Annotated in this window: 21 protein-coding genes, 4 tRNA genes and 1 pseudogene; 15 read left to right on the top strand and 11 right to left on the bottom strand. The window is 59.1% G+C overall.

The features are described 5' to 3' along the window. Nucleotides 1-222 precede the first annotated feature (222 nt). From DW024_RS07935 to DW024_RS07880, 12 genes and pseudogenes are all read left to right on the top strand, one after another. Nucleotides 223-304: transfer RNA gene (locus DW024_RS07935), tRNA-Tyr, on the top strand. A 10-nt stretch (nucleotides 305-314) separates the two neighbouring features. Next, a tRNA-Thr gene (locus DW024_RS07930) sits at nucleotides 315-390 on the top strand. 3 nt (nucleotides 391-393) lie between these two features. Further along, a tRNA-Met gene (locus DW024_RS07925) sits at nucleotides 394-470 on the top strand. Between the two features lie 96 nt (nucleotides 471-566). Then, nucleotides 567-1,757, top strand: coding sequence for an elongation factor Tu (tuf, locus tag DW024_RS07920; RefSeq protein WP_117563790.1), 1,191 nt, complete (start codon nucleotides 567-569; stop codon nucleotides 1,755-1,757). 279 nt (nucleotides 1,758-2,036) lie between these two features. Next, nucleotides 2,037-2,186 carry a 50S ribosomal protein L33 gene (rpmG, locus tag DW024_RS07915; RefSeq protein WP_022093895.1) on the top strand — a complete coding sequence of 50 codons (150 nt, stop codon included), beginning with the start codon at nucleotides 2,037-2,039 and terminating at the stop codon, nucleotides 2,184-2,186. Nucleotides 2,187-2,199: 13 nt separating this feature from the next. Continuing rightward, a tRNA-Trp gene (locus tag DW024_RS07910) sits at nucleotides 2,200-2,275 on the top strand. A 76-nt stretch (nucleotides 2,276-2,351) separates the two neighbouring features. Further along, complete coding sequence (secE, locus tag DW024_RS07905) at nucleotides 2,352-2,690, top strand: preprotein translocase subunit SecE (protein ID WP_118334088.1); 339 nt, start codon at nucleotides 2,352-2,354, stop codon at nucleotides 2,688-2,690. 3 nt (nucleotides 2,691-2,693) lie between these two features. Further along, entirely contained in the window at nucleotides 2,694-3,230 is a 537-nt protein-coding gene (nusG, locus tag DW024_RS07900) for a transcription termination/antitermination protein NusG (protein WP_006234984.1), read from the top strand. A 120-nt stretch (nucleotides 3,231-3,350) separates the two neighbouring features. After that, the gene (rplK, locus tag DW024_RS07895) at nucleotides 3,351-3,779 is read left to right on the top strand and encodes a 50S ribosomal protein L11 (protein WP_022093893.1); all 429 of its coding nucleotides are present in this window, start codon (nucleotides 3,351-3,353) and stop codon (nucleotides 3,777-3,779) included. Between the two features lie 117 nt (nucleotides 3,780-3,896). Then, entirely contained in the window at nucleotides 3,897-4,604 is a 708-nt protein-coding gene (gene rplA / locus DW024_RS07890) for a 50S ribosomal protein L1 (protein WP_117736544.1), read from the top strand. A gap of 312 nt (nucleotides 4,605-4,916) precedes the next feature. After that, nucleotides 4,917-5,636, top strand: a pseudogene (locus DW024_RS07885) (hypothetical protein). Continuing rightward, the gene (locus DW024_RS07880) at nucleotides 5,545-6,210 is read left to right on the top strand and encodes an isocitrate/isopropylmalate family dehydrogenase (protein ID WP_226790685.1); all 666 of its coding nucleotides are present in this window, start codon (nucleotides 5,545-5,547) and stop codon (nucleotides 6,208-6,210) included. The pseudogene DW024_RS07885 and the gene DW024_RS07880 overlap by 92 nt, the downstream one beginning before the upstream one ends. 351 nt (nucleotides 6,211-6,561) lie before the next feature. Here the strand turns inward: DW024_RS07880 and DW024_RS07875 are convergent, their stop codons facing one another. The 11 genes from DW024_RS07875 to DW024_RS07825 all read right to left on the bottom strand — a co-directional run bounded on the left by DW024_RS07875 (nucleotide 6,562) and on the right by DW024_RS07825 (nucleotide 18,532). Beyond that, complete coding sequence (locus DW024_RS07875; RefSeq protein WP_117635373.1) at nucleotides 6,562-7,692, bottom strand: DUF4179 domain-containing protein; 1,131 nt, start codon at nucleotides 7,690-7,692, stop codon at nucleotides 6,562-6,564. Then, nucleotides 7,673-8,233, bottom strand: coding sequence for an RNA polymerase sigma factor (locus DW024_RS07870; RefSeq protein WP_117583099.1), 561 nt, complete (start codon nucleotides 8,231-8,233; stop codon nucleotides 7,673-7,675). The genes DW024_RS07875 and DW024_RS07870 overlap by 20 nt, the downstream gene beginning before the upstream one ends. Nucleotides 8,234-8,465: 232 nt before the next feature. After that, on the bottom strand, nucleotides 8,466-9,176 hold the full coding sequence (locus DW024_RS07865; protein ID WP_117646062.1) for a metallophosphoesterase: 711 nt from the start codon (nucleotides 9,174-9,176) through the stop codon (nucleotides 8,466-8,468). Next, on the bottom strand, nucleotides 9,173-11,095 hold the full coding sequence (locus DW024_RS07860; RefSeq protein WP_118377409.1) for a BMP family ABC transporter substrate-binding protein: 1,923 nt from the start codon (nucleotides 11,093-11,095) through the stop codon (nucleotides 9,173-9,175). The genes DW024_RS07865 and DW024_RS07860 overlap by 4 nt, the downstream gene beginning before the upstream one ends. A 94-nt stretch (nucleotides 11,096-11,189) precedes the next feature. Continuing rightward, entirely contained in the window at nucleotides 11,190-11,957 is a 768-nt protein-coding gene (locus tag DW024_RS07855; protein ID WP_117635370.1) for a mechanosensitive ion channel family protein, read from the bottom strand. Nucleotides 11,958-12,292: 335 nt separating this feature from the next. After that, a complete protein-coding gene (locus DW024_RS07850; protein ID WP_022093887.1) occupies nucleotides 12,293-13,087 on the bottom strand; it encodes an ABC transporter ATP-binding protein in 795 nt (264 codons plus the stop codon). Continuing rightward, on the bottom strand, nucleotides 13,080-14,003 hold the full coding sequence (locus DW024_RS07845) for an ABC transporter permease (RefSeq protein WP_099432089.1): 924 nt from the start codon (nucleotides 14,001-14,003) through the stop codon (nucleotides 13,080-13,082). The genes DW024_RS07850 and DW024_RS07845 overlap by 8 nt, the downstream gene beginning before the upstream one ends. A 204-nt stretch (nucleotides 14,004-14,207) precedes the next feature. Continuing rightward, on the bottom strand, nucleotides 14,208-15,188 hold the full coding sequence (locus DW024_RS07840) for an ABC transporter substrate-binding protein (RefSeq protein WP_117736549.1): 981 nt from the start codon (nucleotides 15,186-15,188) through the stop codon (nucleotides 14,208-14,210). Between the two features lie 160 nt (nucleotides 15,189-15,348). Continuing rightward, entirely contained in the window at nucleotides 15,349-16,134 is a 786-nt protein-coding gene (locus DW024_RS07835) for a hypothetical protein (RefSeq protein ID WP_118377408.1), read from the bottom strand. Nucleotides 16,135-16,383: 249 nt separating this feature from the next. Next, nucleotides 16,384-17,787 (bottom strand): asparagine--tRNA ligase, encoded by a 1,404-nt coding sequence (gene asnS / locus DW024_RS07830; protein WP_118377407.1) that lies wholly within the window; start codon nucleotides 17,785-17,787, stop codon nucleotides 16,384-16,386. A gap of 181 nt (nucleotides 17,788-17,968) precedes the next feature. Then, nucleotides 17,969-18,532: a PTS glucose transporter subunit IIA gene (locus tag DW024_RS07825; RefSeq protein WP_118377406.1), complete on the bottom strand. Its 564-nt coding sequence runs from the start codon at nucleotides 18,530-18,532 to the stop codon at nucleotides 17,969-17,971. 246 nt (nucleotides 18,533-18,778) lie between these two features. Between DW024_RS07825 and DW024_RS07820 the strand changes: the two genes are divergently transcribed. From DW024_RS07820 to feoB, 3 genes are all read left to right on the top strand, one after another. Next, on the top strand, nucleotides 18,779-19,678 hold the full coding sequence (locus tag DW024_RS07820) for an alpha/beta hydrolase (protein ID WP_118377405.1): 900 nt from the start codon (nucleotides 18,779-18,781) through the stop codon (nucleotides 19,676-19,678). A gap of 47 nt (nucleotides 19,679-19,725) precedes the next feature. Beyond that, nucleotides 19,726-20,046 carry a hypothetical protein gene (locus DW024_RS07815; RefSeq protein ID WP_118377404.1) on the top strand — a complete coding sequence of 107 codons (321 nt, stop codon included), beginning with the start codon at nucleotides 19,726-19,728 and terminating at the stop codon, nucleotides 20,044-20,046. A 121-nt stretch (nucleotides 20,047-20,167) separates the two neighbouring features. Then, entirely contained in the window at nucleotides 20,168-22,528 is a 2,361-nt protein-coding gene (feoB, locus tag DW024_RS07810; RefSeq protein WP_118377403.1) for a ferrous iron transport protein B, read from the top strand. Nucleotides 22,529-22,575 lie beyond the last annotated feature (47 nt).

The raw sequence follows: 22,575 nt of genomic DNA, 5'->3' as shown, positions 1-22,575 counted from the left end.
ACTCGCTTCGGATCGGACGCTACACCAACTTTCTCGACACTACCTCCACCGTCCTTCACATCCAAACTCAACAAAACCGCAGGTCACGGCTATATAGATACGCCCGGAACCGTGTATTTAGAGGTTTTCGTTGACAGCCCCCAAGGTTGCATCGTATTATCTTTTTCGTTCGCGGGGGCGGCGGTCCAAAAGACCAAAGGACCTGCGGATACTTGAACGATTGGGAGTTTGCCCGAGTGGTTAATGGGGACGGGCTGTAAACCCGTTGGCTCTGCCTACATAGGTTCGAATCCTATAGCTCCCACCCGTCAAGTGCCTGTATAGCTCAGTCGGTAGAGCACTTCGTTGGTAACGAAGAGGTCACCAGTTCAAGTCTGGTTGCAGGCTCCATCCGGCGGTGTAGCTCAGTTGGTTAGAGCACACGGTTCATACCCGTGGCGTCACTGGTTCGAATCCAGTCACCGCTACCATAGGTAACACGGTGGCTTCTCAATAGTATGTTGAGAGGCCACTATGGTATAAAGGCAAAGTCCCGTCCGGGGACGACCTGTTTAGAGGAGGGCTTTATGGCCAAAGAGAAGTTTGAGCGCACTAAGCCGCATGTTAACATCGGCACCATTGGTCACGTCGACCACGGCAAGACCACGCTGACCGCCGCCATCACCAAGGTTCTCTCCGAGACCGAGGGCTGCAAGGCTGACTTCACTGCGTTCGAGAACATCGACAAGGCTCCCGAGGAGCGCGAGCGCGGCATTACGATCTCCGTCTCCCACGTCGAGTACGAGACTGCTGCCCGTCACTACGCTCACGTTGACTGCCCGGGCCACGCTGACTACGTCAAGAACATGATCTCCGGTGCTGCTCAGATGGACGGCGCTATCCTGGTCATCGCCGCTACCGACGGCCCCATGGCTCAGACCCGCGAGCACATCCTGCTCGCCCGTCAGGTTGGCGTTCCCTACATCGTCGTCTTCCTGAACAAGTGCGACATGGTCGACGATGACGAGCTCATCGACCTCGTCGAGATGGAGACCCGTGAGCTCCTCTCCGAGTACGATTTCCCCGGCGACGACATCCCCGTCATCCGTGGTTCCGCTCTGGGCGCTCTCGAGGGCGACGCCAAGTGGATGGACGCTATCCGCGAGCTCATGAACGCCGTCGACGAGTACATCCCGACGCCTGCTCGTAACAACGACCTCCCGTTCCTGATGGCCGTTGAGGACGTTATGACCATCTCCGGCCGTGGTACCGTTGCTACCGGCCGTGTCGAGCGCGGTGAGCTCAAGCTCAACGAGCCCGTCGAGATTGTCGGCATCAAGGATACCCAGAACACCGTCGTTACCGGTATCGAGATGTTCCGTAAGTCCATGGACTTCTGCGAGGCTGGCGACAACGTCGGTCTGCTGCTCCGCGGCATCAAGCGCGAGGACATCGAGCGCGGCCAGGTTCTCTGCAAGCCCGGTTCGGTTACCCCGCACACCAAGTTCACCGGTGAGATCTACGTTCTGACCAAGGAGGAGGGCGGCCGTCACACCCCGTTCTTCGATGGTTATCGTCCTCAGTTCTACTTCCGTACCACCGACGTTACCGGTACGGTCAAGCTCCCCGAGGGCACCGAGATGGCTATGCCTGGTGACCACATCACCATCGAGGGCGACCTCATCCACCCGATCGCCATGGAGGAGGGCCTGCGCTTCGCTATCCGCGAGGGTGGCCACACCGTCGGTTCGGGCATCGTCTCCACGATCATTGAGTAAATTAGCTCTTTGATATAGCTGACTTAGAGAACCCGGCACTTATATGGGTGCCGGGTTCTTTTCTGCAATGGATGTTGAGCCGTTGCTGGTGTCGAGAGGATCGATAATGGTCCTGGATGCACCGTCGATTAGATCTCGATGGCTTCATTGATGTGTTCCAAATATGAATGGATCCACCGAGAACCAATTGACTCGAGGTTTTCATTGACAGCACTTACGTGGAGCTGATAAAGTAACAACTCGTGCCCGTACGGGGCGGAAATGAAAGGTTCAGGATACATGCGTACTCTAGTTACTCTTGCGTGCACTGAGTGCAAGCGCCGCAACTATACGACCACCAAGAACAAGTCGACCATGCCTGATCGTATGGAGATCAAGAAGTATTGCCCCTGGTGCCGTCACCACACGCTGCACAAAGAGACTCGCTAGTCTCTAGTCATATACGCCAGTAGTTCAATTGGTAGAGCATCGGTCTCCAAAACCGAGTGTTGAGGGTTCGAGTCCTTCCTGGCGTGCCAGTCATTATTCCGTAAGCTCCCACTTGGGGGCTTACGGTTTACTCATGTATAAGCGCATTGCGCGGAGGTAACCCAAATGGCCAACAAGAAGAACAAGAAGAAGGCACAGCAGCCGGCACCTGCCAACAACGCTGCCGCCAACTCCAAGGTTGAGGCCAAGAAGGCCGTTGCCAAGAAGAGCGAGAAGGCTGCGAAGTCTAAGAAGAACGAGAAGCCTGGTTTCTTCGCCCGCACCAAGAAGTATTTCGCTTCGGTGAAGTCCGAGATGAAGCGTGTCACGTGGCCCGATAAGAAGGAGCTCATGAACTACTCGGTCGTCGTTTGCGCTTCTCTGATCGTCGTCGGCGTCGTCATCGCTCTGCTCGATGCTGGCTTTGGCGAGGCTCTTGCTCTGTTCTCTGGATTGAGGGGCTAAACCATGTCTAAGCGTTGGTACGTCGTTCACACTTACTCTGGATACGAGAACCGCGTTAAGTCCGATCTTGAGCATCGCATCGAGACCATGGGCATGCAGGACCGTATCTTTGATATCGAGATTCCTATGGAGCGCGTCACCGAGATCAAAGAGGGTGGCAAGCGCGAGACCAAGGATTCCAAGATCTTCCCGGGTTATGTCCTGGTCCGCATGGAGATGGATGACGATGCTTGGACGTGTGTTCGCAACACGCCTGGCGTCACCGGTTTCCTGGGCGGCAACGGCAAGCCCGCTCCGCTTTCCCGTGACGAGTACAATAAGATGACTCGTCGTCCCGGTAAGGGCGATTCGCCCAAGCGCACCTCGGTTGATATTCAGGTCGGCACGTCCGTCCGCGTCACCGATGGCCCGCTTACCGACTTTGATGGCAAGGTCTCCGAGGTTAACACCGAGGCTGGCAAGCTCAAGGTCACGCTGATGATCTTTGGCCGCGAGACGCCGGTCGAGCTCGACTTTAACCAGGTCGCTGTCATCGCTTAAGTTTTTGTCCGTTCGCGCGAGCGTGCTTCTTCTGTGACTGCTCATCTCAGGAGTGCTTCTAACACGTGCGTGCTTACGATATAGCAAGTACTTCACACTCGTGATTCGAAAGGAATGACCATGGCTGAGAAGAAGGTTGCCAACGTCATTAAACTCCAGATTCCTGCTGGTGCAGCTAACCCCGCTCCTCCCGTCGGCCCCGCCCTGGGCGCTGCTGGCGTGAACATCATGCAGTTCTGCCAGGCCTTTAACGCCGAGACGCAGGACAAGAAGGGCGACATCATCCCCGTTGAGATCTCTGTCTACGAGGACAAGTCCTTCTCCTTCATCACCAAGACCCCGCCGGCGGCTCACCTCATCAAGAAGGAGCTGAACCTCAAGTCTGGTTCCGCTAAGCCCCAGGCCGACAAGGTCGGTCAGCTCTCTCAGGAGCAGCTCACCAAGATCGCCGAGATCAAGATGCCGGACCTCAATGCCAACGACATTGACGCCGCCAAGAAGATCATCGCCGGTACCGCCCGTTCCATGGGCGTCACCATCGCTGAGTAGCTATTTCTTTAGGTAATGACGGGTGCTCCGACCGGGGCGCGCGTTATATGTGTGCAATAGGGCACACGATACGATGTGGGAGGGCTCACGCCCGTTTAACCACAGGAGGTAATGCACATGGCTAAGCATGGTAAGAGCTATAACGCCGCTGCCGAGAAGATCGACCGCGCCACGCTCTACACCCCCCTTCAGGCTGCCAAGCTCATCAAGGAGCTCGACACCGCCAAGTTCGACGAGACCGTCGAGGCCCACTTCCGTCTGGGCATCGATACTCGTAAGGCTGACCAGAACATCCGTGGTTCCATCTCCCTGCCCCACGGCACCGGCAAGACCGTTCGTGTTGCCGTCTTCGCCGAGGGCGAGAAGGCCCGCGAGGCTGAGGCTGCCGGCGCCGACATCATCGGTTCCGACGAGCTTGTCGCCCAGATTCAGAAGGGCGAGATCAACTTCGACGCCGCTATCGCTACGCCGAACATGATGGCCAAGGTTGGCCGCATCGGTAAGATCCTTGGTCCCCGTGGCCTCATGCCGAACCCCAAGCTCGGCACCGTGACCATGGACGTCGCCAAGATGGTCTCCGAGCTCAAGGCTGGCCGCGTTGAGTACCGCGCCGACCGCTACGGCATCTGCCACGTGCCCCTGGGCAAGAAGTCCTTCACCGAGCAGCAGCTCGTCGAGAACTACGCTGCCCTGTACACCGAGATCCTGCGCGTCAAGCCCTCTTCTGCTAAGGGCAAGTACGTCAAGTCCATCTCCGTGTCTTCCACCATGGGCCCTGGCGTCAAGGTCGATCCCGCTATCCAGCGCGACTTCCTGGCTGAGTAACTAACAGTTACTGCCTGAGCAAAGCAAGCATTGCTAAAGAGACCCGGTTCTGCCTCGTGCAGGACCGGGTCTCTTGCTTTTGAGTCAACGAAACCACCACGAAGGGGACAGGCACCCTTGTGGTGGTTTTACTTGTGTTGTACTTTAGCGCGATGTAGTACTACCCGAGGCCGAAGGGAGCCCAACATGTTTAAGAACACGCAACAGCTCCTAGGCCTAGCGCTACTAGATTGGATAGCGCGCTAGGGTTGTAATCTCGCTATAACGATTTGTTGTACCCGGGTGCGCTATCGTCTGCCGCTTTCAGGCGTGATGAGCGACACGGGTATTTTTCTATCTCTAGGCCTTCTCTCTCTCCTGAAAGCCATCTGTCATAAAACGGTCAATCAGGAGGAACATATAAGCCGCAAAATCACAATCTTTGACGCCACCCTGTGCGACGGTGAGCAGTCGCCGGGCGCCAGCATGAATACCGAGGAAAAGCTCTTCATCGCCCGCCAGCTGGTGCGCATGAACGTGGACGTTATCGAGGCGGGCTTTCCCATCTCGAGTCCTGGTGACTTTCGCTCCGTACAGGAGATTGGCAAGATTGCGGGCGACCGATGCACGGTATGCGGCCTGACGCGCGCTGTCGACAGGGATATCGAAGTGGCTGCAGAGGCGCTCAAAACGGCCCAGAGGCCCCGTATCCATACAGGGCTGGGTGTGAGCACCAGTCACCTGCGCGACAAGCTCCATATGACTGAGGAAAGGGCAATTGAGTGAGCGATCCATGCCGTCAAACATGCTCGCAAGTTCGTTGACGATGTTGAGTTTTATGCCGAGGATGCCGGCCGCTCCGATCAGGAGTTTCTGGTGCGCATTATCGAGGCGGCCGTAAAGGCCGGTGCCACGGTCGTGAACATCCCCGATACGATGGGCTACAACATGCCGTGGGACTTTGGCGCCCGCATCCGTGACCTGCGCGGGCGCTGCGGGTGCGGCCGGTCAGCGTGCGGTCGACGTGATGGAGTATCGCGAGTACGAGATTGAGCGCATTGCGCGCCAGGCATTTGAGGCGGCGCGCAAACGTCGCGGCAAGGTGACGAGCGTTGATAAGCGCAACGTGCTGGAGACGAGCCGCATGTGGCGCGAGATCGTGCATCGCGTGCAAGACGAGGAGTACTCCGACGTGGAGCTTGAGGACCTGCTCGTCGACAACGCCGCCATGCAGCTCATCAGTCGACCGGCAGACTTTGACGTCGTGGTGACGGAGAACATGTTCGGCGACATCCTGTCCGATGAGGCGGCTCAGATTACCGGATCGCTCGGTATGCTTGCCTCTGCCTCGCTGGATGATGGCGTATCGCTGTTTGGGCCGAGCGCTGGCAGCGCTCCTGACATCGCGGGGCTCGGCGTGGCCAATCCGCTGGCTCAAATCTTGTCGGTGGCGATGCTGCTGACCTACGCGCTCGACATGGGCGAGCAAGCCGCGTGGATCGAGAGCGCCGTGGCGCGCGTGCTCGACGAGGGCTGGCGCACCCGTGACATCGCCGATGTCAACACCCCGGCAGATAAGATCCTCGGCACCACGACGATGGGCGACAAGGTCGTCGCCGCGCTGTAGGCGATGCCGATTCAAGCTGTCAAATATCTCAATCTGTAACATCTAAGGGGCAAAATCGTTCCTACCTGTTACAGATTGAGATTTTCGGCCGAGCATCCGTGGTCTGTCTCGATCTGTAACAGCTAACCGATTATTTGGGCCCTACCTGTTACAGATTGAGACAAGCCGTTGGGACAGGTCGGACGAGTCAGCAAAACCACCACAAAGGTGCCGGTCCCCTTCGTGGTGGTTTTTAGCGCAGCGAGGTGTTCCCAGCCGACCATACGGGCGGCCTTGCGCTCACGCTGCTCGATGACAGCGCATCTTTAGACGCGAAGTGCGGAACCGGGTGCATATACGAGCCGCGTAGCGTTACGAATTCATGGGAATGACCGTATCGCCAATTTGTACGCTTGCAATCTTGTCTGTGTCACAAACTTGCGAGAACGGCCAGGTCTTGTGGACATCAGTGGTGCCGTTATCCAGTTTATTTGCGAAATAGCCGCTGTGGCTGGTTGCGTCCTCAACATGACCGTCTTTGAACGTCACGATGAGGGGTATGTTGCCAACGGCATCCATAGACTCCTCCATGTTTTGAGACATCTTGCCGCTGTTGTTGTCGTGTTCGATGGAACGATCTATGTTGTAGCGGACTGAAACGCCAACGCAGGATACGGTGGCCTCTTGAATCGTCGCCTTGGTGCCGTTAAAGTTGACCGATTTGGGCGCGGGAATCGTAACGGATGTATCTTCGTAATTCAGCTGGAACTTAAGATCCCATGGGCCCGTAAGTATTTTCTTATACTCGGGAAGCTCTTTGCCAGCACGTGGCACAACGAGAGAGTTGATATGCGTGCGGACGGTCCTGCCCATAAGGCCGGGTGATTCAACGCTGAACTGTGCAAAGTATTGAATGCTGGAGTCATTGGGGTTCTTGTCAATGAGCCATGATTGGCCTTGGCCGCCATGCTCGCCATCAACGTATACGTTTCCATCGACACTTCCGGCGATAGTTCCGTTCTCGCCCGGCTCGGAAAGCTTTTTCAGGGCAGCGGGATCGTCGAACGTAAGCGTATAGGCGATGGTAACCATATCCTTGTCGCCCATGATGGCGTCGGCGGTCACGGTGACTCCGTTGTTGGAGCAGCTAGCACCGACGGGCCGGCCAATACGGTCGATGATCTCGGTTTGAGAAGCAGGTCCGTCAAAGATGTCGGAAAGCATGTCAGAAGGAAGCGGCAGGACGCCTGTTGCCATAGCCGTGCCAGCGCCTCCAATGACGATAGCGAGGACTGCCGTTACAGCGGCAATGCGAGCGACTGTTCTTACGGGATGGCGGGCGATGCGCGGCTTGCGTCGCGTGCCATTAAAGTTGCTTTGAGCGGTCGCCGCATCGCTTGAGGCGACGGACTGAGCAATCGAGTTTGCCATGTGCTGCTTCGCATTATCGGTAAACGAAATGTGCTCCAGGGCGTGGCGATAGTCATTCGAATTCGTAGTCATTGTGGTCTCCTTTCAAGGAAAGCCGAAGTGACGCACGTCCGCGGCTAAGGTGCTGGGCGGTTGCAGCTGGCGTCGCGTGAACGGCGTCTGCGATTTCCCTGATGCTCATGCCTGCGTAGTAGTGCAAAAAGATGGCGATGCGCTGTGCTTGAGGCAGGGCCGTGACAGCGGAAAGAATGGCGCAGTCGCGTTGCGCGAATTCTTGCTCGGTATGTGTTACGGGTGCGCAGAAATCGGGGAGCGAATCGAGGTCGACAACCGGGTGATTCGCGTGCGTACGGCCGATATCGCGACATGCGTTCAGTGCGACTCGGATCACCCAAGCACGTTCGTGTTCGAGCGAGTCGAACGGTTGAGTGCGTTGGAGAATCTTGATCAGCGTGTCCTGGCAGATGTCTTGAGCGTCGTCAGCGGATCCAAGGGCCGAATAGCACAATCGAAGGATGAGGTCGGAATACGTGTCGACCAAGCGCTTTGCTTCCCGCTCGATCTGATCGGCATCGCATCGGAGCGTGCTATTGCGGTTACGGCGTGCAGGCATAGTGTCACCTCCAATTGGTCGTGGTGGATATAGGGAAGGCGTCTCGCGAGGTCCCTCTACATACAACACGGTCGAGACTGCATAAGTTGACAAAAAAAGACGGCACGTGAGCGCCGTCCTTACAAAACAATGAGTGTTCTCGTTAATTACACAAGCACCGTGATGGACAGGTCGGACGAGTCAGCAAAACCACCATAAAGGTGCCTATCCCCTTCGTGGTGGTTGTTGGCAGTTACCAGGGGGTTCTGGCGGTTGAAGACTCGATTGCTTCGTGGCGTTTGAGCTCGCGGCGCATGGTTTGCGAGTTGAGCCAAGCGGCCTTCCAACCGCGCGTGGGGTAGCGCGCCTCGTCAATTTCGATCTTGGTATAGCCGCAGGCGTTGACAATCTGCGTTCCGCATGGGTGTTGGCGCTCGCGTTGAAAGTTGGGGCCGTAGCTTTGGTGCACATGCCCGTGAATCATATAGTCGGGACCCCAAGACTCAAGAGCCGCATTAAAGCACTCGAATCCTCGATGCGGCAGGTCGTCCAGGTCGCCCATGCCTGCGACGGGTGCATGGGTAAGTAGAATATCGCATCCGTCTACCAGTGCGATTTTTCGCGATAGCTTGCGCATGCGTTTTGCCATCTCGCGCTCGGTATACATGTTCGCGCCGTCGCGGTAGCGCATGGAACCGCCCAGACCCGCAATGCGAATACCTCGGTACACATATACGCTGTCCTCAACACAAATGCACCCGCCCGGTGCATGGCGCGCGTAGCGGTCGTCGTGGTTGCCACGAACGTACACAAGCGGTTTGTTGATGACAGTGACCAAAAACTCAAGATAGTCCGGATCCAGGTCGCCTGCGGATAGAATCAGGTCAACGTCCTCAAAGCGCTCCTTGCGAAAACATTCCCACAGGCAGCGCTCCTCTACATCGGCAATGGCTAGGATATTCATAGGGCACGGACCTCCGGCTCGTTATCGAGCTGCGGAATCGAGCCTATAACGTTGTCAGCCAGCCAGTTCATCTCGACAATCTGCGTACTCGGCAGGGGAGGGAAGCCCTCAATCTGAACCACGCCGTCCTGGCTGTGGAGCTCGCCGCCAAATGGGTTGATGGAGCCCTCGACAATGCCGTTGCGAAGCAGCTGCACAAGTTTACGCGTCTGATAGGGTAGGCCCGGAGCGTAGCGAATATCGATGACGCCGGAGCTCATACCGTACCAGTAGTTGACGGCGCGCACCTGCTGGTCATCGGCGGTCTCGTCCCATGTGCCGTGCAGTAGGCTGCGTACGATGAGTTCGTAGTAACGGCCCCAGTTCCATACCGGCATAGCAATACCGGTAACTTCCTTGCCGTTTACCAGACGGTGAAGCCCGTAGGCGGTGGGGTCCTCGAGAGACTTGGACATATCGGCGCCGGTCATGACGCTCACGCCCTCGCGACACATGGCTTCGGCAAGACCGCCGGCGGGAACATCTCCCCAAGTGAGGATAATCTGCGCACGAGGGTCGAGCAGCGAGGCACCGATAGCGAAGGCGTTGATTTCGCTCAGCGCGCCCGAGGCGAAGACCGACGCATGGTAGCCAATACGGTGGTTGTCGGCCATGCTGGCGGCAAGGGCGCCCAGTAGGAACTTGGCCTCGTACATCTTTCCAAAGTACGAGCGGACGCTTTGGTGGGGAAGGCCGATTGAGCAGTTAAGGAACCGCACCTGGGGATACTCGACTGACGCCCTGAGCGTGTATTCCATGAGCCGGTGTGAGGTCGAGAAGATGACGTTCGCCCCGTGCTTTACGGCTGTCTCGACGGCGGCGTAGAACACGTCCGAATCGTGGCAGTCCTCGAACGCCTCGGTGCGCACGATGCCGCCAAAGTGCTCATCAAGATACCGGCGGCCCTGGTCGTGTAGGCTGTCCCAGCTCGACGTGGCACAGGGAAACTCGTGGATAAAGGCGATTCGCATGGGATTGGCAGTGGAGTAGACGGTCTTGCTCATAAAGAAGTTGAGCACGCCCGAGGTAGCTTTTGTCGGTGCGCCCTCTTTCTCGTTGGGCTGCGGCGCTTCGACAAGATCGACTTTGTCCTCGTCGCTTTTGCCGGCAATGACAAGCTCGCGCCAAATCTTGCACAGACGGTTGACGACGATATCCGTCGGCGTATCCAGCAGACGGTCCTGGTTGTAGACGTTGAGGTAGACGAGCATAGCATCGGCAGGCGTAATGTCCAAGTGGTCGCCGCCCGCGCGAAGATAGGCGCGCTTAAAGAGCAGGAAGGTGTGACGTAGGTAGTCGACCTTCTTTTGAGGCCATTTTTCGACAAGATCTTGGCCGAGCATTTTGGCAAGCATCTCGTAGCTGCCCTCGCGCGAAAACTCAATCTCGTACAGGGGGCATACGTACCAAAAGGCGCAAAACTCACCGTACAGGCGGCTCTCGACGGAATCCCACTTACCGGGGTACAGACGCGTCACCTTGGCCGAAACCGTCGGAGCGTCAAGGAATTTGAGGACGCTGACACGCTTGTTGCCCTCTTGGACGTAAAAGCGGTGCATGAACTCGGTGACGATGATGGGGTCGCGGTAGCCCTCGGAGATTTGGATATCGTAGAGGTTGGACCATTTGCGGGCGAATTCGGTATTCCAGGGGAGCAGCGGCATAAAGTTACACGAAAAGGCGGACTGGCGACCTTTGGTAACCGTGCCGACGACCATTTCGAGCGGAATGTCCCGCAGGCCGATGTTCTCGCGCTGCCCGCAGGGAAGCTGGGCGACCAAGCTGTCGAGGTCCGTAAGATATGGATGCTCGCTTTGGCTGATGGCGCGACGGCGTCCCTGTTCGCCGCGCTTGCGCGCTTGACGATAGGCCTCTTCCATGGTGTCTACTCCCTTAGTCGTTTAAACAACGATATGAACCATGGTACCACGATGCGAAACCACCACAAAGGTGCCTGTCCCCTTTGCGGTGGTTTTAGGCGATGATGGGGGCGATGGCGCGGATGCAGGCGTCGGCTGCCGTAAAGGTGGTGCTGTCGTCACTGACGATAAAGATGATCTTACCCTTAATGCCAAAGTCGCCGATCTCGCTAAAGAGCACGTAGGGTTCCTTGTCAAAGCCCGAGATGGGTGAAACGGCGACCTTGGTGGCACAGGCGAGCTCGTCTGCCAGCGCATCGAGCGAGTCCCACTTTGACGTGTCCTTCACCGCGACGGGAACGACAACGCGTCCAAAGGGCATGAGGTGCACGAGTGTGTTCTTGGAGATGTTGGAGTTGGGGACGATGATGGTCTGTCCGCAGGCGTCCTCGATGGTCGTGTGGCGCCAAGTGATGTCCTGGACCACGCCCGACACGCCGCCGACCTCGATATTGTCGCCGGGCTTGATGATGCCCATAAAGGTCACTTGCATGCCGCCGATAAGGTTTGATAGCGTGTCCTGAAAGCCGAGCGAGATGGCGATGCCGCCGACGCCAAGAGCGGCGACGAGCGCGTTTGCGTTAATGCCAAAGCAGTTGTCGAGGATAAAGCTGCCGCCGATCATCCAAATGACGGCACGCGCGATGTTGATGAAGATGCTCGATGCGGGAAGCGGGTTGTCGTCTCGGTTGAGTAGGTGGCGCAGGGTCTTGGATGCCACCTTGGCGGCGATGGCGGTGACTATTACCAAGATGACGGCCCAGATGATGTTGTGGACCCAGCGCTGCTCAAAGAAATGAAGAATCGGTTCAAACAATTCCATGTAGGGAAAACCTCCTAATGATCATTCAACCATGATACCCACCAAAAAGCCCGTCCGATCACATCGGACGGGCCGATAACTTGAGATGGGGTGGCCGCGGTGGCGTAAGCTGGGCCGCCGGCGAGCACGCCGGCAAGGAGTGCGGCGGTCAAGCAAGACGGGGAAGGAGTCTTCTCATGGCAGTTTCCTTAGTTCTTAACCAGTGGTTCCTGCTGACGCTGGATTATCGACATGATATGCGAAAACCGTCGCAAAGGTATCTGTTCCTTTGCGACGGTTTTGACGTTTGCGCAGATAAAACCTGCCAAAATAAACCTGTCCCTTATTGGCAGGTTTTAGCTCAGCAGCATGCGGTCGTTGGCGAGCTCGCCGCCCGAGACCTCCTCGAACTTCTGCAGCAGGTCGGCGACGGTGAGCGACTTCTTCTCGTCGCCCGCCACGTCGTAGATAACGTGGCCCTCGTGCATCATGATCAGGCGATTGCCCAGACGGATGGCGTCATTCATGTTGTGCGTGACCATGAGCGTGGTCAGGTGGTTCTCGTCGACAATCTCCTCGGTCAGATTGAGCACCTTAGAGGCGGTCTTGGGGTCGAGTGCCGCGGTGTGCTCGTCGAGCAGCAGCAAGCGCGGCTTGGTGAGCGTGGCCATGAGCAGCGTGAGTGCCTGGCGCTGGCCACCCGAAAGCAGGCCGACCTTGGCGTTGAGGCGCGTGTCCAGGCCAAGGTCCAGGCGCTTGAGCAACTCAACGTACTCGTCCTTCTCGGCCTTGGTGACGCCCCACGAAAGGCCGCGACGCTGGCCGCGACGCTTGGCGAGGGCCAAGTTCTCGGCAATCTGCATGTCGGCTGCGGTGCCGCGCATGGGATCCTGGAACACGCGGCCCAGGTACTTGGCGCGCTGCGACTCGCTCAGGCGCGAGATGTCGGTGCCGTCGAGCTCGATAACGCCCGAATCGAGCGGATATACGCCGGCAATCATGTTGAGCAGCGTGGATTTGCCGGCGCCGTTGCCGCCGATCACAGTTACAAAGTCGCCGTCGTTGAGGGTAAGGTCGACGCCGGTGAGCGCGCGCTTCTCGGTGACGGTGCCCTTGTTAAAGGTCTTCTTGACGTGCGAGAGCTTAAGCATCTGCCTCATCTCCCTTCGTGTAGGAGCTGCGGAGCTTATAGCGCTCCCAAACCACGGGCACGCACAGGGCCACGGCGACAATCACAGCAGAGAGCAGTTTCATGTCGTTGGCGTCCATGCCCAGCTGCAGCACGATGGCGCGGATGAGGAAGTACACCACGGAGCCAAAGACGGCGGAGGCCAGACGGACGGAGAACTGCGTGAGACCGCCGGGCAGCAGGCGGCCGAGCACCTCGCCGATGACGATGGCGGCAAGACCGATAACGATGGCGCCGGTGCCCATGCCAATGTCGGCATACTTCTGGCTCTGGCAGATGAGCGCACCCGAAAGGCCAATGAGGGCGTTGGAGAGCACGAGGGCGATCATTTTGGTGGTGTTGGTGTTAACGCCCAGGGCGCGGATCATGTACTCGTTGTTGCCGGTGGCACGCAGTGCCGAGCCGATCTCGGTGCCAAAGAACCAGTACAGGATGGCGACGATGGCCACGGCCAGCACGATGCCTAGGATAATGGCAACAGTGGACTGCGGCAGGCCCGTCATGTTGCTGACGGATGAGAAGATAGTGCCCTTGGCAAGGATGGGCGTGTTGGACTTGCCCATGATGCGCAGGTTGATGGACCACAGACTGATCTGCGTAAGGATTCCGGCGAGGATTGCGGGAATCTCAAAGACGGTGGTCAAGATGCCCGTGACGGCGCCCGCGATGGCGCCGGCGCACATGCCGGCCAGCACGGCGAGCAAGGGGTCGACGTTATTGTTGACGATGAGTACGGCGCAGACACAGCCGCCGAGGGCAAAGCTGCCGTCGCAGGTCATATCGGGGATGTCGAGCAGGCGGAACGTGATAAACACGCCAAGCACCATAATGCCCCAGAGGACGCCCTGCGAGACGGCGCCCTGCAATGCAATGAGCATGCTTCATACCTCCTAGGATAGGGTGGACACGTGATTTTCCATAATAGCGGTACCAATGCATAAAAGAGCTGCGGACGGATGTTTTGTCTCATCCGAAACAAGCAGGGCGAACGCCGGTCTTTAGCGTTCGCCCCAAGGACTCAGATATTGAATAACGCGGCTGTGGCGCGCGTGCGGGCCCTAGACGCGTTACCGCGCATGGCGCTACTCGTCCAGAGCGGAAAGGTCGATGCCTAGGGCCTCGGCCATCTCGTCGTTCTTGACGACGACCAGGTCCTTGCTCGAGAGGTGCTTGATCGGCATATCCTCGGGCTTGGCCTCGCCCTTCAGGATCTTAACGGCCATCTCGCCCGCGGCGTAGCCCAGGTCCTTATAGTTGATGGAGAGGGTGAACAGGCCGCCGGCCATGCACATACCCTCCTCGCCGGTCACGAAGGGGAGCTTATTCTCCTTGCAGATCTGGCCGACCTGCGAAGCGCCCGCGGCGATGGTGTTGTCAGTGGGGGAGTACAGCGCGTCGACCTTGCCCACGGCAGACTCGACGACGGACTGAATCTCGTTGGAGCTCGAGACGGTGAAGTCGGTGTACTCGAGGCCCAGCTTGTCGAGCTCCTTCTTGGCGGCCTTGATCTGGACGTCGGAGTTGGACTCGGCGGTGCAGTAGAGCAGGCCGACCTTTTTAACGTCGGGCAGGACCTTCTGCATCATCTCGAGCTGCTCGGCGACCGGGGTGAGGTCGGAAGCGCCCGTGACGTTGGTGCCGGGCTTGTCGTTGTCCTGGACCAGGCCGGAGGCGGCGTAGTCGGTGATGGCACAGCCCACGATGGGGATATCGGCCGTGGCGCCGGCGGCAGCCTGCGCGGCGGGCGTGGCGATGGCATAAATCAGGCTGACGTTGTCGCCCACAAACTTGTCGGCAATGGACTTACACGTGGACTGGTCGTTCTGAGCGTTCTTCTGGTCGATCTTGACCTTAAGGCCGCTCTCCTTGATGGCCTTGACAAAGCCATCGTTGGCGGCGTCGAGTGCGGAGTGCTCGGTGAGCTGCAGAACGCCGATGGTGTAGTCGGAACCGGCGGCAGCAGAGCCGGAACCAGAGTTGCCGCCGCATCCGGCGAGCGGGGCGAGCGCGAGCAGGCCGGCGGAGACCAGAAGGCTCCTGCGGCTGATGGTGATGTCCTTCATATCATTACCCCCAGTATAAAAATGGCTGGAAACACTGCACTGGGACAAAGTGCAAGTGGGACTATAGTAGCGCTGATGTCCATTTTTACAACAGCCTGGCGGGTTTTTTAATACAGAATCGGATGGGCGGTACGGGTAGTCGAATGGGCGGCGGAGGGTCTTATGCGGCGGAGGCGGCGTCGTCCTCGTCCAGGGCGGCGAAGAGCTTCTTGCCGTCGAGGAGACGTGTGGTGACGTTTCTCATGCGGCCGATCTCAACGGTACGCAACGTGTCATCGGCGCCTCGCGCGTCATAGACCGTTCCCAGCAAATACGAGATGCCGTCTCGTTGCTTGATGGCAAAGGGCCGGAGTGTCATCCGTGCCACTTCGACCTCTCCGCGTGCCGTGACACTCGAAATATCAAAACTCACCGTGGTTCCGTGGTCGATGGCCTGCTCGATGAGCTCGCAGGCATCGATGCGCTTGACGGGCGTGCGTGTGGCCTTGGTGGATTTGCCGCCTGCGCTTGGAGCAGGCTCGGGTGCATCGAGGTAGCCGCGAACGTCGGCACTCGCCATGGCGACCAGGTGCTGCGCCATGCTTTTTCGAATGGCGATGGGCGTAGAGCGGTTGCGCATGACCATGCCGTGGAGTCGGATGATTTCTTCGTCGGTGAGCGGACGGGTCAAGAGCCGATACCCCACGCCGCGCTTGTACTCAATTTCGTATCCAGCATGGCGAAGTGCGGAGATGGCGGTGTAGATGCTGCGCCGCGCCGCCGAGATGGGCATGCGGGCGGGGTCGTCGGGATGGGCGAGGCGCCGGATCAACTCATCGGAAAGCATGGCCTTGGCCTCACCGGTGTTTTCGCTCAATAGTTGCAGGATGCGAACGGCGCGATAGGCTGCCATCGAGGCGGCGCCCCTCGTCGTGGTCTCGTAAGTTTCAACAGCGGTTTCGGTCATGGCGCCCACGTCCTTTCCGTTTTGGGTGGCGACGGTATGGAGCCTAGGACGAGGGGCTTTCCCAGGGGCGCAGGACGCTCTGGGCGGTCGGTAGCCGTCGGCAAGCGGCGGGTCGAGTTTTCAACAGCCCTGCCCAACTGACCAAAAACTTGCCAAAAGCTTGACGGATGCTGTTGAAAAAAGCGCCCCTCGGCTTGCCGAGAGGCGCTGGCGTGATGCGCTGGAACGCGTTTGGTGGCGCTGTGGCGATTAGAAGTCGGCGTTGCCCACGGTGCGCGGGTGCGGCAGGACGTCGCGGATGTTGCCCACACCGGTCAGATACATGACCAAGCGCTCGAAGCCCAGACCGTAGCCGGCGTGCTTGCAGGAACCGTAGCGGCGCAGGTCAAGGTAGTACTTGTACTGCTCGGGATTCATGCCCAGGTCCTTGATGCGGGCTTCGAGCAGATCCAGGCGCTCCTCGCGCTGGGAGCCGCCGATAATCTCGCCGATACCGGGAACCAGGCAGTCGGCGGCGGCGACGGTCTTGCCGTCCTCGTTCATGCGCATGTAGAACGCCTTGATCTCGGCCGGATAGTCGGTTACGAAGGTCGGGCGCTTAAAGTGCTCCTCGGTCAGGAAGCGCTCGTGCTCGGTCTGCAGGTCGATGCCCCAGCTGACGGGGTAATCAAACTGGTGGCCAGCAGCGACTGCCTGCTCCAGGATCTCGACGGCTTCGGTGTAGGTAACGCGGGCAAAGTCAGAGTTTGCCACGTGGTCCAGGCGCTCGATCAGTCCCTTGTCCACAAACTTGTTGAGCATGTTGAGCTCGTCGGGGCAGGTGGCCATAACGTCCTTAAGGACGTACTTGAGCATGGCCTCGGCGTTATCCATGTAGTCGTTCAGATCGGCAAAGGCCATCTCGGGCTCGATCATCCAAAACTCGGCGGCGTGGCGCGTGGTGTTGGAGTTCTCGGCGCGGAAGGTGGGGCCAAAGGTGTACACGTCGCCAAAGGCCATGGCAAAGTTCTCGGCATTGAGCTGGCCGGACACGGTGAGGCTCGCATGCTTGCCAAAGAAGTCCTGGCTCCAGTCGACCTCGCCGGACTCGGTGAGGGGCGGATTTTTGGGGTCGAGCGTGGTCACGCGGAACATCTCGCCGGCACCCTCGCAGTCACTCGTGGTGATGATGGGGGTGTTGACGTAGACAAAGCCCTGCTCCTGGAAGAAGCGGTGGATGGCGGCAGCCGCGACAGAGCGGATGCGGAACACGGCACGGAATAGGTTGGTGCGCGGGCGCAGGTGCTGCTGGGTGCGCAGGAACTCGACGGTTGCGCGCTTCTTCTGCAGCGGGTAATCCGGGGCGCTGACGCCCTCGACCTCGATGGAGGTGGCAGAAAGCTCGAAAGGCTGGGGCGCATCGGGGGTCAGCTTGACGGTGCCGGTGCAGATGAGGGCGGCCGAGACGTTTTGGTGGGCGATCTCGTCGTAGTTGTCGAGCGCCTCGCGGTTCATGACGACCTGCAGGTCGCGGAAGCAGCTGCCGTCGTTGAGCGTAACAAAGCCAAAGTTCTTCATGTCGCGGACGGACTTGACCCAGCCGGCGACGGTGACAGTCTGGCCGCCGAGCGACTCGGCATCGGCGTAGAGCTGCGCGATTTTGGTGCGGTTCACGTATCCTCCCATAACGGTTGAATGATAGTTATCCATACAGTTCGATATTCTAGCAGCTCGGCTCATTTGGGCTATACAGATAAGGCATTGGCGGGATGGTTTTTCAAACGAAAAGCGCCCGCGGCCAAATGGTCGCGGGCGCTTGACGAGGTGCCTTTTGGCTGTGTGGCGCGGGGCCTGGCTACTTGGTCTTGGCAACCAGCAGCGGGTCGCCAAGCTTGACGAGCGGGTTGCCGCCGATAAGCGTTCCAGACTCGCCGACATGGTCGATGCTCTTAAGACGATCGAGCTCGGAGACGATGACGGTCACGATGTCCTCGTGACCGGCGGCCTTGATGGCCTCGCGGTCGAAGCTGATGAGCGGCTGGCCTGCCTTGACCACATCGCCCATCTCGACAAAGCGGGCAAAACCCTTGCCGTTCATTTCCACGGTGCCCAGGCCGACATGGATGAACACGCGCAGGCCGTCTTCGGTAATCATGCCGATGGAGTGGTTGGTGACGGTGGTGGCACCGATGCGGCCGTTGGCGGGCGCATAGATGGTGCCGGTAATGGGCTCGATGCCATAGCCCTGGCCAAGCATGCCCGAGGCGATCGTCTCGTCAGGGACCTCGTCCAGGTTGACGAGCACGCCGTTGACGGGGGCATAGATGACGCCTTCGCGGGTGGCGAAGCTTGCTGCGGGCGGAACGGACGCCTCGCCCGACGAAGTGAACGTGGACTTGAGCGAATCGAGCAGACCCATAGATGCCTCCAACGTATCAGGCGCGCATGTTGCACGCGTGTGGTTTGCCGGAAACGTTTCGTACGTGTTTCCCAGCACGGTCAGCGCTCCTATTTTACGCTGTCCAACGATACCTCTGAACAGCGATTTTGTGATATATCAGTTGAAGGCCAACTTATTGCGGGGGTGTTTCTGCGCCGCGGGCTCAAGTGGGGTACGCTAAGGTGCGAAAAACGAGTGCGCACGAATCGCACGGAGGGAGCACCTATGATTATTGAGAACCATGCGCTGTGGGGCGAGGAGCCGACCGAGGATTATCCGGCGACGTTTACGTATCTGGGTGCCGAGCCGCTGCCCGACAAGCCCAATGGCCGCCGCCCCGCGGTGATCATCTGCGGCGGAGGCGGGTTTACGCATATCGCTCCGCACGAGCAGGACCCGGTGGCGTTTGCGTTTTTGGACCGCGGCTACCAGGCCTTTGTGCTCAACTATGTGACGAGCGCCACGGGCGACGTGAGCTTTCCGCACCCGCAGGCGGACCTCGCCAAGATGGTCGCTACCGTGCGCGCCAACGCCGACGAGTGGCATGTCGATCCCAAGCGCGTGTGCATCGTGGGTTTCTCGGCGGGCGGCATGATCTGCGCCTCGTTGGCAACGCAGTGGAAGACCGGACCTTTCGCGGGCCTTGCCGGGGCTCGTCCGGAGGATATTCGTCCCGACGCCGTGGTGCTGGGCTATCCGTTGCTCGACCTTGCCTATGTGCGTGATATGCAGACGCGCGACCCGCGCATCGACCTGCGCGTGCCCAAGACGGGTGGCAAGACGGGGCGCGATTTGCTTAACGACTATCTGTCGATGGTGACGGGTGGCGAGGCGACCGACGAGCACCTGGCCGACATCTGCCCCACCACGCATGTTTCGCGTCAGATGCCCCCGACCTTTGTGTGGGGCGTGTCCGACGACAAGACGGCGCCGATCGCGCAGGTTTACCCGTTTGCGCAGCACATGGCCGAGGAGGGTGTTGCATGCGAAATGCACGTCTTTGACCAGGGCGGCCACGGCCTTTCGCTCGGCAACGCCAACACCGCGGTCGACAACGAGGACAAGCAGGTGGCAGTCCGTCCTTGGATCCGCCTGGCCTTCCGTTTCCTGGAGCGCCATATGTAAAAGTAGACTACTTGCCCGTTTCAAAAAGTCTGCTTAGAGGAGGAGCCATGCTTGAGGGTACGTATGTGGTTTTGGCCCAGACGCCGGTGGGGAGCAAGCGCGGCGAGGTGACGTTTTCACATGGGGTGAACGGCGTGCTCAGGGCAGTACTAAACGTCAGGGGTCTCAATATCGCTCTCTCGGGTGCCCGCGCTGAGTGCGATTTCTTTGGGCTCTCGGGTACTATCTCCCACGTCTTGATGGGCAAGGCACCCTTTACATGCACGGGGTCAGTCGAGGGTGATCGACTCACTGCCACCGCGCGGTCGGGTTCCGTTTCGATCTCGCTGAGCGGTATGCGCAAAGAGCTTTCGGGGCGCATCGCATAAAGTTTGCGCAGGTAAACATCGGTATTTGACTTTATAAAATAGTTCAGAGCGCTATCATTTGTCGTTACGAGTTGGTTAGCCCCGGTAAACGGTTAACCGCGTCTAACGAAAGGATGAGCGCGTGAAGCTCGATACACTCGAGATTGGAAAGGACGCCGTTGTCGCATCGGTGACATCCGATGATCAGGCGCTCCGACAGCATATTTTGGACATGGGACTCACGCCGGGCACCGAAGTCACCATGATGAAATACGCCCCTATGGGAGATCCGCTCGAGATCCGTCTGCGTGGCTACGAGTTGACACTGCGCAAGGACGATGCCGCCCGCATTGAGCTCGTGGATGTGCACGACACCGATACCGGCCCGCGCGTTAACGCCGCAATCGGCACGACAGATCACCCGGCCCTGGGCGAGGGGACGTATTCGCCTCGTGCTGCCAAGACGGCCGTGCCCGAGGGCGCACCGCTGCACTTTGCCCTCGCCGGCAACCAAAACTGCGGTAAGACCACGCTGTTCAACCAGCTTACGGGCTCCAACCAGCACGTCGGTAACTTTCCCGGCGTGACGGTCGACCGCAAGGACGGCACTATCCGTAACCACCCCGAGGCGAGCGTTACCGACCTGCCCGGCATTTACTCCCTGTCGCCGTACACGGGCGAGGAGATTGTGAGCCGCCAGTTTATCCTTGACGAGCATCCCGATGCCATCATCGATATCATCGACGCCACCAATATCGAGCGCAACCTGTACCTGACGCTGCAGCTTATGGAGCTCGACTGCCCCATGGTCATCGCGCTCAACATGATGGACGAGGTGACGGCCAACGGCGGCGCCGTGGACGTCAACCTGCTCGAGAGCCTGTTGGGCGTGCCTGTTGTCCCCATTAGCGCTGCCCGCAACGAGGGTATCGGCGAGCTGGTGGATCATGCCTTGCACGTGGCGCGGTTCCGCGAGCGCCCCGGTCGCCTGGACTTCTGCGCGCCCGATGGCTCGGACGGTGGTGCACTGCATCGCTGCATCCACGGCATTGCCAACCTTATCGAGGACCATGCCGTGACGGCGCACATCCCGGTGCGCTTTGCAGCGACCAAGCTGGTTGAGGGCGACGAGCTGGTGACCGAGGCGCTTCACCTGGATCGCAACGAGCTCGACGCTATCGAGCACATCATTACCCAGATGGAGGGCGAGGCCGGCACCGACCGCCTGTCCGCGCTGGCCGATATGCGCTTTAGCTTTATCGGCGACGTGTGCGGGCGTTGCGTCGTCAAGCCGCACGAGAGCCGCGAGCACGTGCGCTCCGTCAAGATCGACCGCATCCTGACGGGTCGCTACACGGCCATTCCGGCGTTTCTGGTGATCATGGGCCTCGTCTTTTGGCTGACGTTTGGCGTGATCGGTGCGGCGCTGCAGGGACTCATGGAGGACGGCATCGCGGTCATCATCGCCTCGGCCGATGCGGGCCTCAAGGCGTTCGGAACCAACGATGTGGTGCGCTCTCTGGCTGTCGACGGCGTGCTTACGGGCGTGGGCAGCGTGCTGACCTTCCTGCCGATTATCGTCGTGCTCTTCTTGTTCCTCTCCATTCTGGAAGACTCCGGATACATGGCGCGCGTGGCCTTTGTCATGGATAAGGTGCTGCGTCGCTTTGGCCTGTCGGGCCGCAGCTTTGTGCCCATGCTCGTCGGTTTTGGCTGCACCGTGCCGGCAATCATGTCAACCCGTACGCTCCCATCCGAGCACGACCGCAAGATGACGGTCATGCTCACGCCGTTCATGAGCTGTTCGGCCAAGTTGCCGGTCTACGGTCTGCTGTGCGGGGCGTTTTTCCCGCAGGCGACAGTTCCCGCCATGGTCTCGCTCTATCTGATCGGCATTGCGGTTGGCTGTATCGCGGCTTTGGTGCTCAACCGCACGGCATTTAAGGGCGACCCGGTGCCGTTTATCATGGAGCTTCCCAACTATCGCCTGCCAAGCGTCAAGACGACGGTGATGCTGGCATGGGATAAGGCCAAGGACTTTATTACCAAGGCCTTTACCATTATCTTTGCCGCTACGGTGGTCATCTGGTTCCTGCAGACGTTCGACATCCGCTTTAATGTGGTCGCCGATCAGTCGCAGAGTCTGCTTGCCGGTCTGGGTAGCATCATCGCGCCGGTGTTGGCCCCGCTCGGCTTCGGCGACTGGCGCGCCTCGACGGCGCTCGTCACCGGACTTATCGCCAAGGAGAGCGTCATTTCGACCCTCACGGTGCTTTTGGGCGCAACGTCGCCCGCGGTGCTGTCAACCATGTTTTCGCCGTTTACCGCTTACGTGTTCCTGGTCTTTACGCTGCTGTACCCGCCCTGCGTGGCGTCCATCGGTGCCGTCAAGAGCGAGCTGGGCGCGCGCTATGCCGTTGCCGTGTTCGCGTTTCAGGTGACGGTCGCCTGGATCGTGGCGTTTGTCGTGCATTCGGCGGGCATATTGCTGGGGTTGGCTTAGCTATTTATTGACGGCGCAACCCCTGTGTATTGAGTTGATTGCGGCCC

The sequence above is a fragment of the Collinsella sp. AF37-9 genome (genome assembly GCF_003475115.1).
GTDB lineage: Bacteria > Actinomycetota > Coriobacteriia > Coriobacteriales > Coriobacteriaceae > Collinsella.
The sequence above is the reverse complement of the archived record's forward strand: the minus strand, read 5'-3'. Positions and strand labels throughout refer to the sequence as shown.

Excerpts from the sequence above, each read along its gene's own strand:
- tuf (WP_117563790.1), top strand. The coding sequence starts at position 567 with ATGGCCAAAGAGAAGTTTGAGCGCACTAAGCCGCATGTTAACATCGGC.
- rpmG (WP_022093895.1), top strand. The coding sequence starts at position 2,037 with ATGCGTACTCTAGTTACTCTTGCGTGCACTGAGTGCAAGCGCCGCAAC.
- secE (WP_118334088.1), top strand. The coding sequence starts at position 2,352 with ATGGCCAACAAGAAGAACAAGAAGAAGGCACAGCAGCCGGCACCTGCC.
- nusG (WP_006234984.1), top strand. The coding sequence starts at position 2,694 with ATGTCTAAGCGTTGGTACGTCGTTCACACTTACTCTGGATACGAGAAC.
- rplK (WP_022093893.1), top strand. The coding sequence starts at position 3,351 with ATGGCTGAGAAGAAGGTTGCCAACGTCATTAAACTCCAGATTCCTGCT.
- rplA (WP_117736544.1), top strand. The coding sequence starts at position 3,897 with ATGGCTAAGCATGGTAAGAGCTATAACGCCGCTGCCGAGAAGATCGAC.
- DW024_RS07875 (WP_117635373.1), bottom strand. The coding sequence starts at position 7,692 with ATGACTACGAATTCGAATGACTATCGCCACGCCCTGGAGCACATTTCG.
- DW024_RS07870 (WP_117583099.1), bottom strand. The coding sequence starts at position 8,233 with ATGCCTGCACGCCGTAACCGCAATAGCACGCTCCGATGCGATGCCGAT.
- DW024_RS07865 (WP_117646062.1), bottom strand. The coding sequence starts at position 9,176 with ATGAATATCCTAGCCATTGCCGATGTAGAGGAGCGCTGCCTGTGGGAA.
- DW024_RS07860 (WP_118377409.1), bottom strand. The coding sequence starts at position 11,095 with ATGGAAGAGGCCTATCGTCAAGCGCGCAAGCGCGGCGAACAGGGACGC.
- DW024_RS07855 (WP_117635370.1), bottom strand. The coding sequence starts at position 11,957 with ATGGAATTGTTTGAACCGATTCTTCATTTCTTTGAGCAGCGCTGGGTC.
- DW024_RS07850 (WP_022093887.1), bottom strand. The coding sequence starts at position 13,087 with ATGCTTAAGCTCTCGCACGTCAAGAAGACCTTTAACAAGGGCACCGTC.
- DW024_RS07845 (WP_099432089.1), bottom strand. The coding sequence starts at position 14,003 with ATGCTCATTGCATTGCAGGGCGCCGTCTCGCAGGGCGTCCTCTGGGGC.
- DW024_RS07840 (WP_117736549.1), bottom strand. The coding sequence starts at position 15,188 with ATGAAGGACATCACCATCAGCCGCAGGAGCCTTCTGGTCTCCGCCGGC.
- DW024_RS07835 (WP_118377408.1), bottom strand. The coding sequence starts at position 16,134 with ATGACCGAAACCGCTGTTGAAACTTACGAGACCACGACGAGGGGCGCC.
- DW024_RS07825 (WP_118377406.1), bottom strand. The coding sequence starts at position 18,532 with ATGGGTCTGCTCGATTCGCTCAAGTCCACGTTCACTTCGTCGGGCGAG.
- DW024_RS07820 (WP_118377405.1), top strand. The coding sequence starts at position 18,779 with ATGATTATTGAGAACCATGCGCTGTGGGGCGAGGAGCCGACCGAGGAT.
- DW024_RS07815 (WP_118377404.1), top strand. The coding sequence starts at position 19,726 with ATGCTTGAGGGTACGTATGTGGTTTTGGCCCAGACGCCGGTGGGGAGC.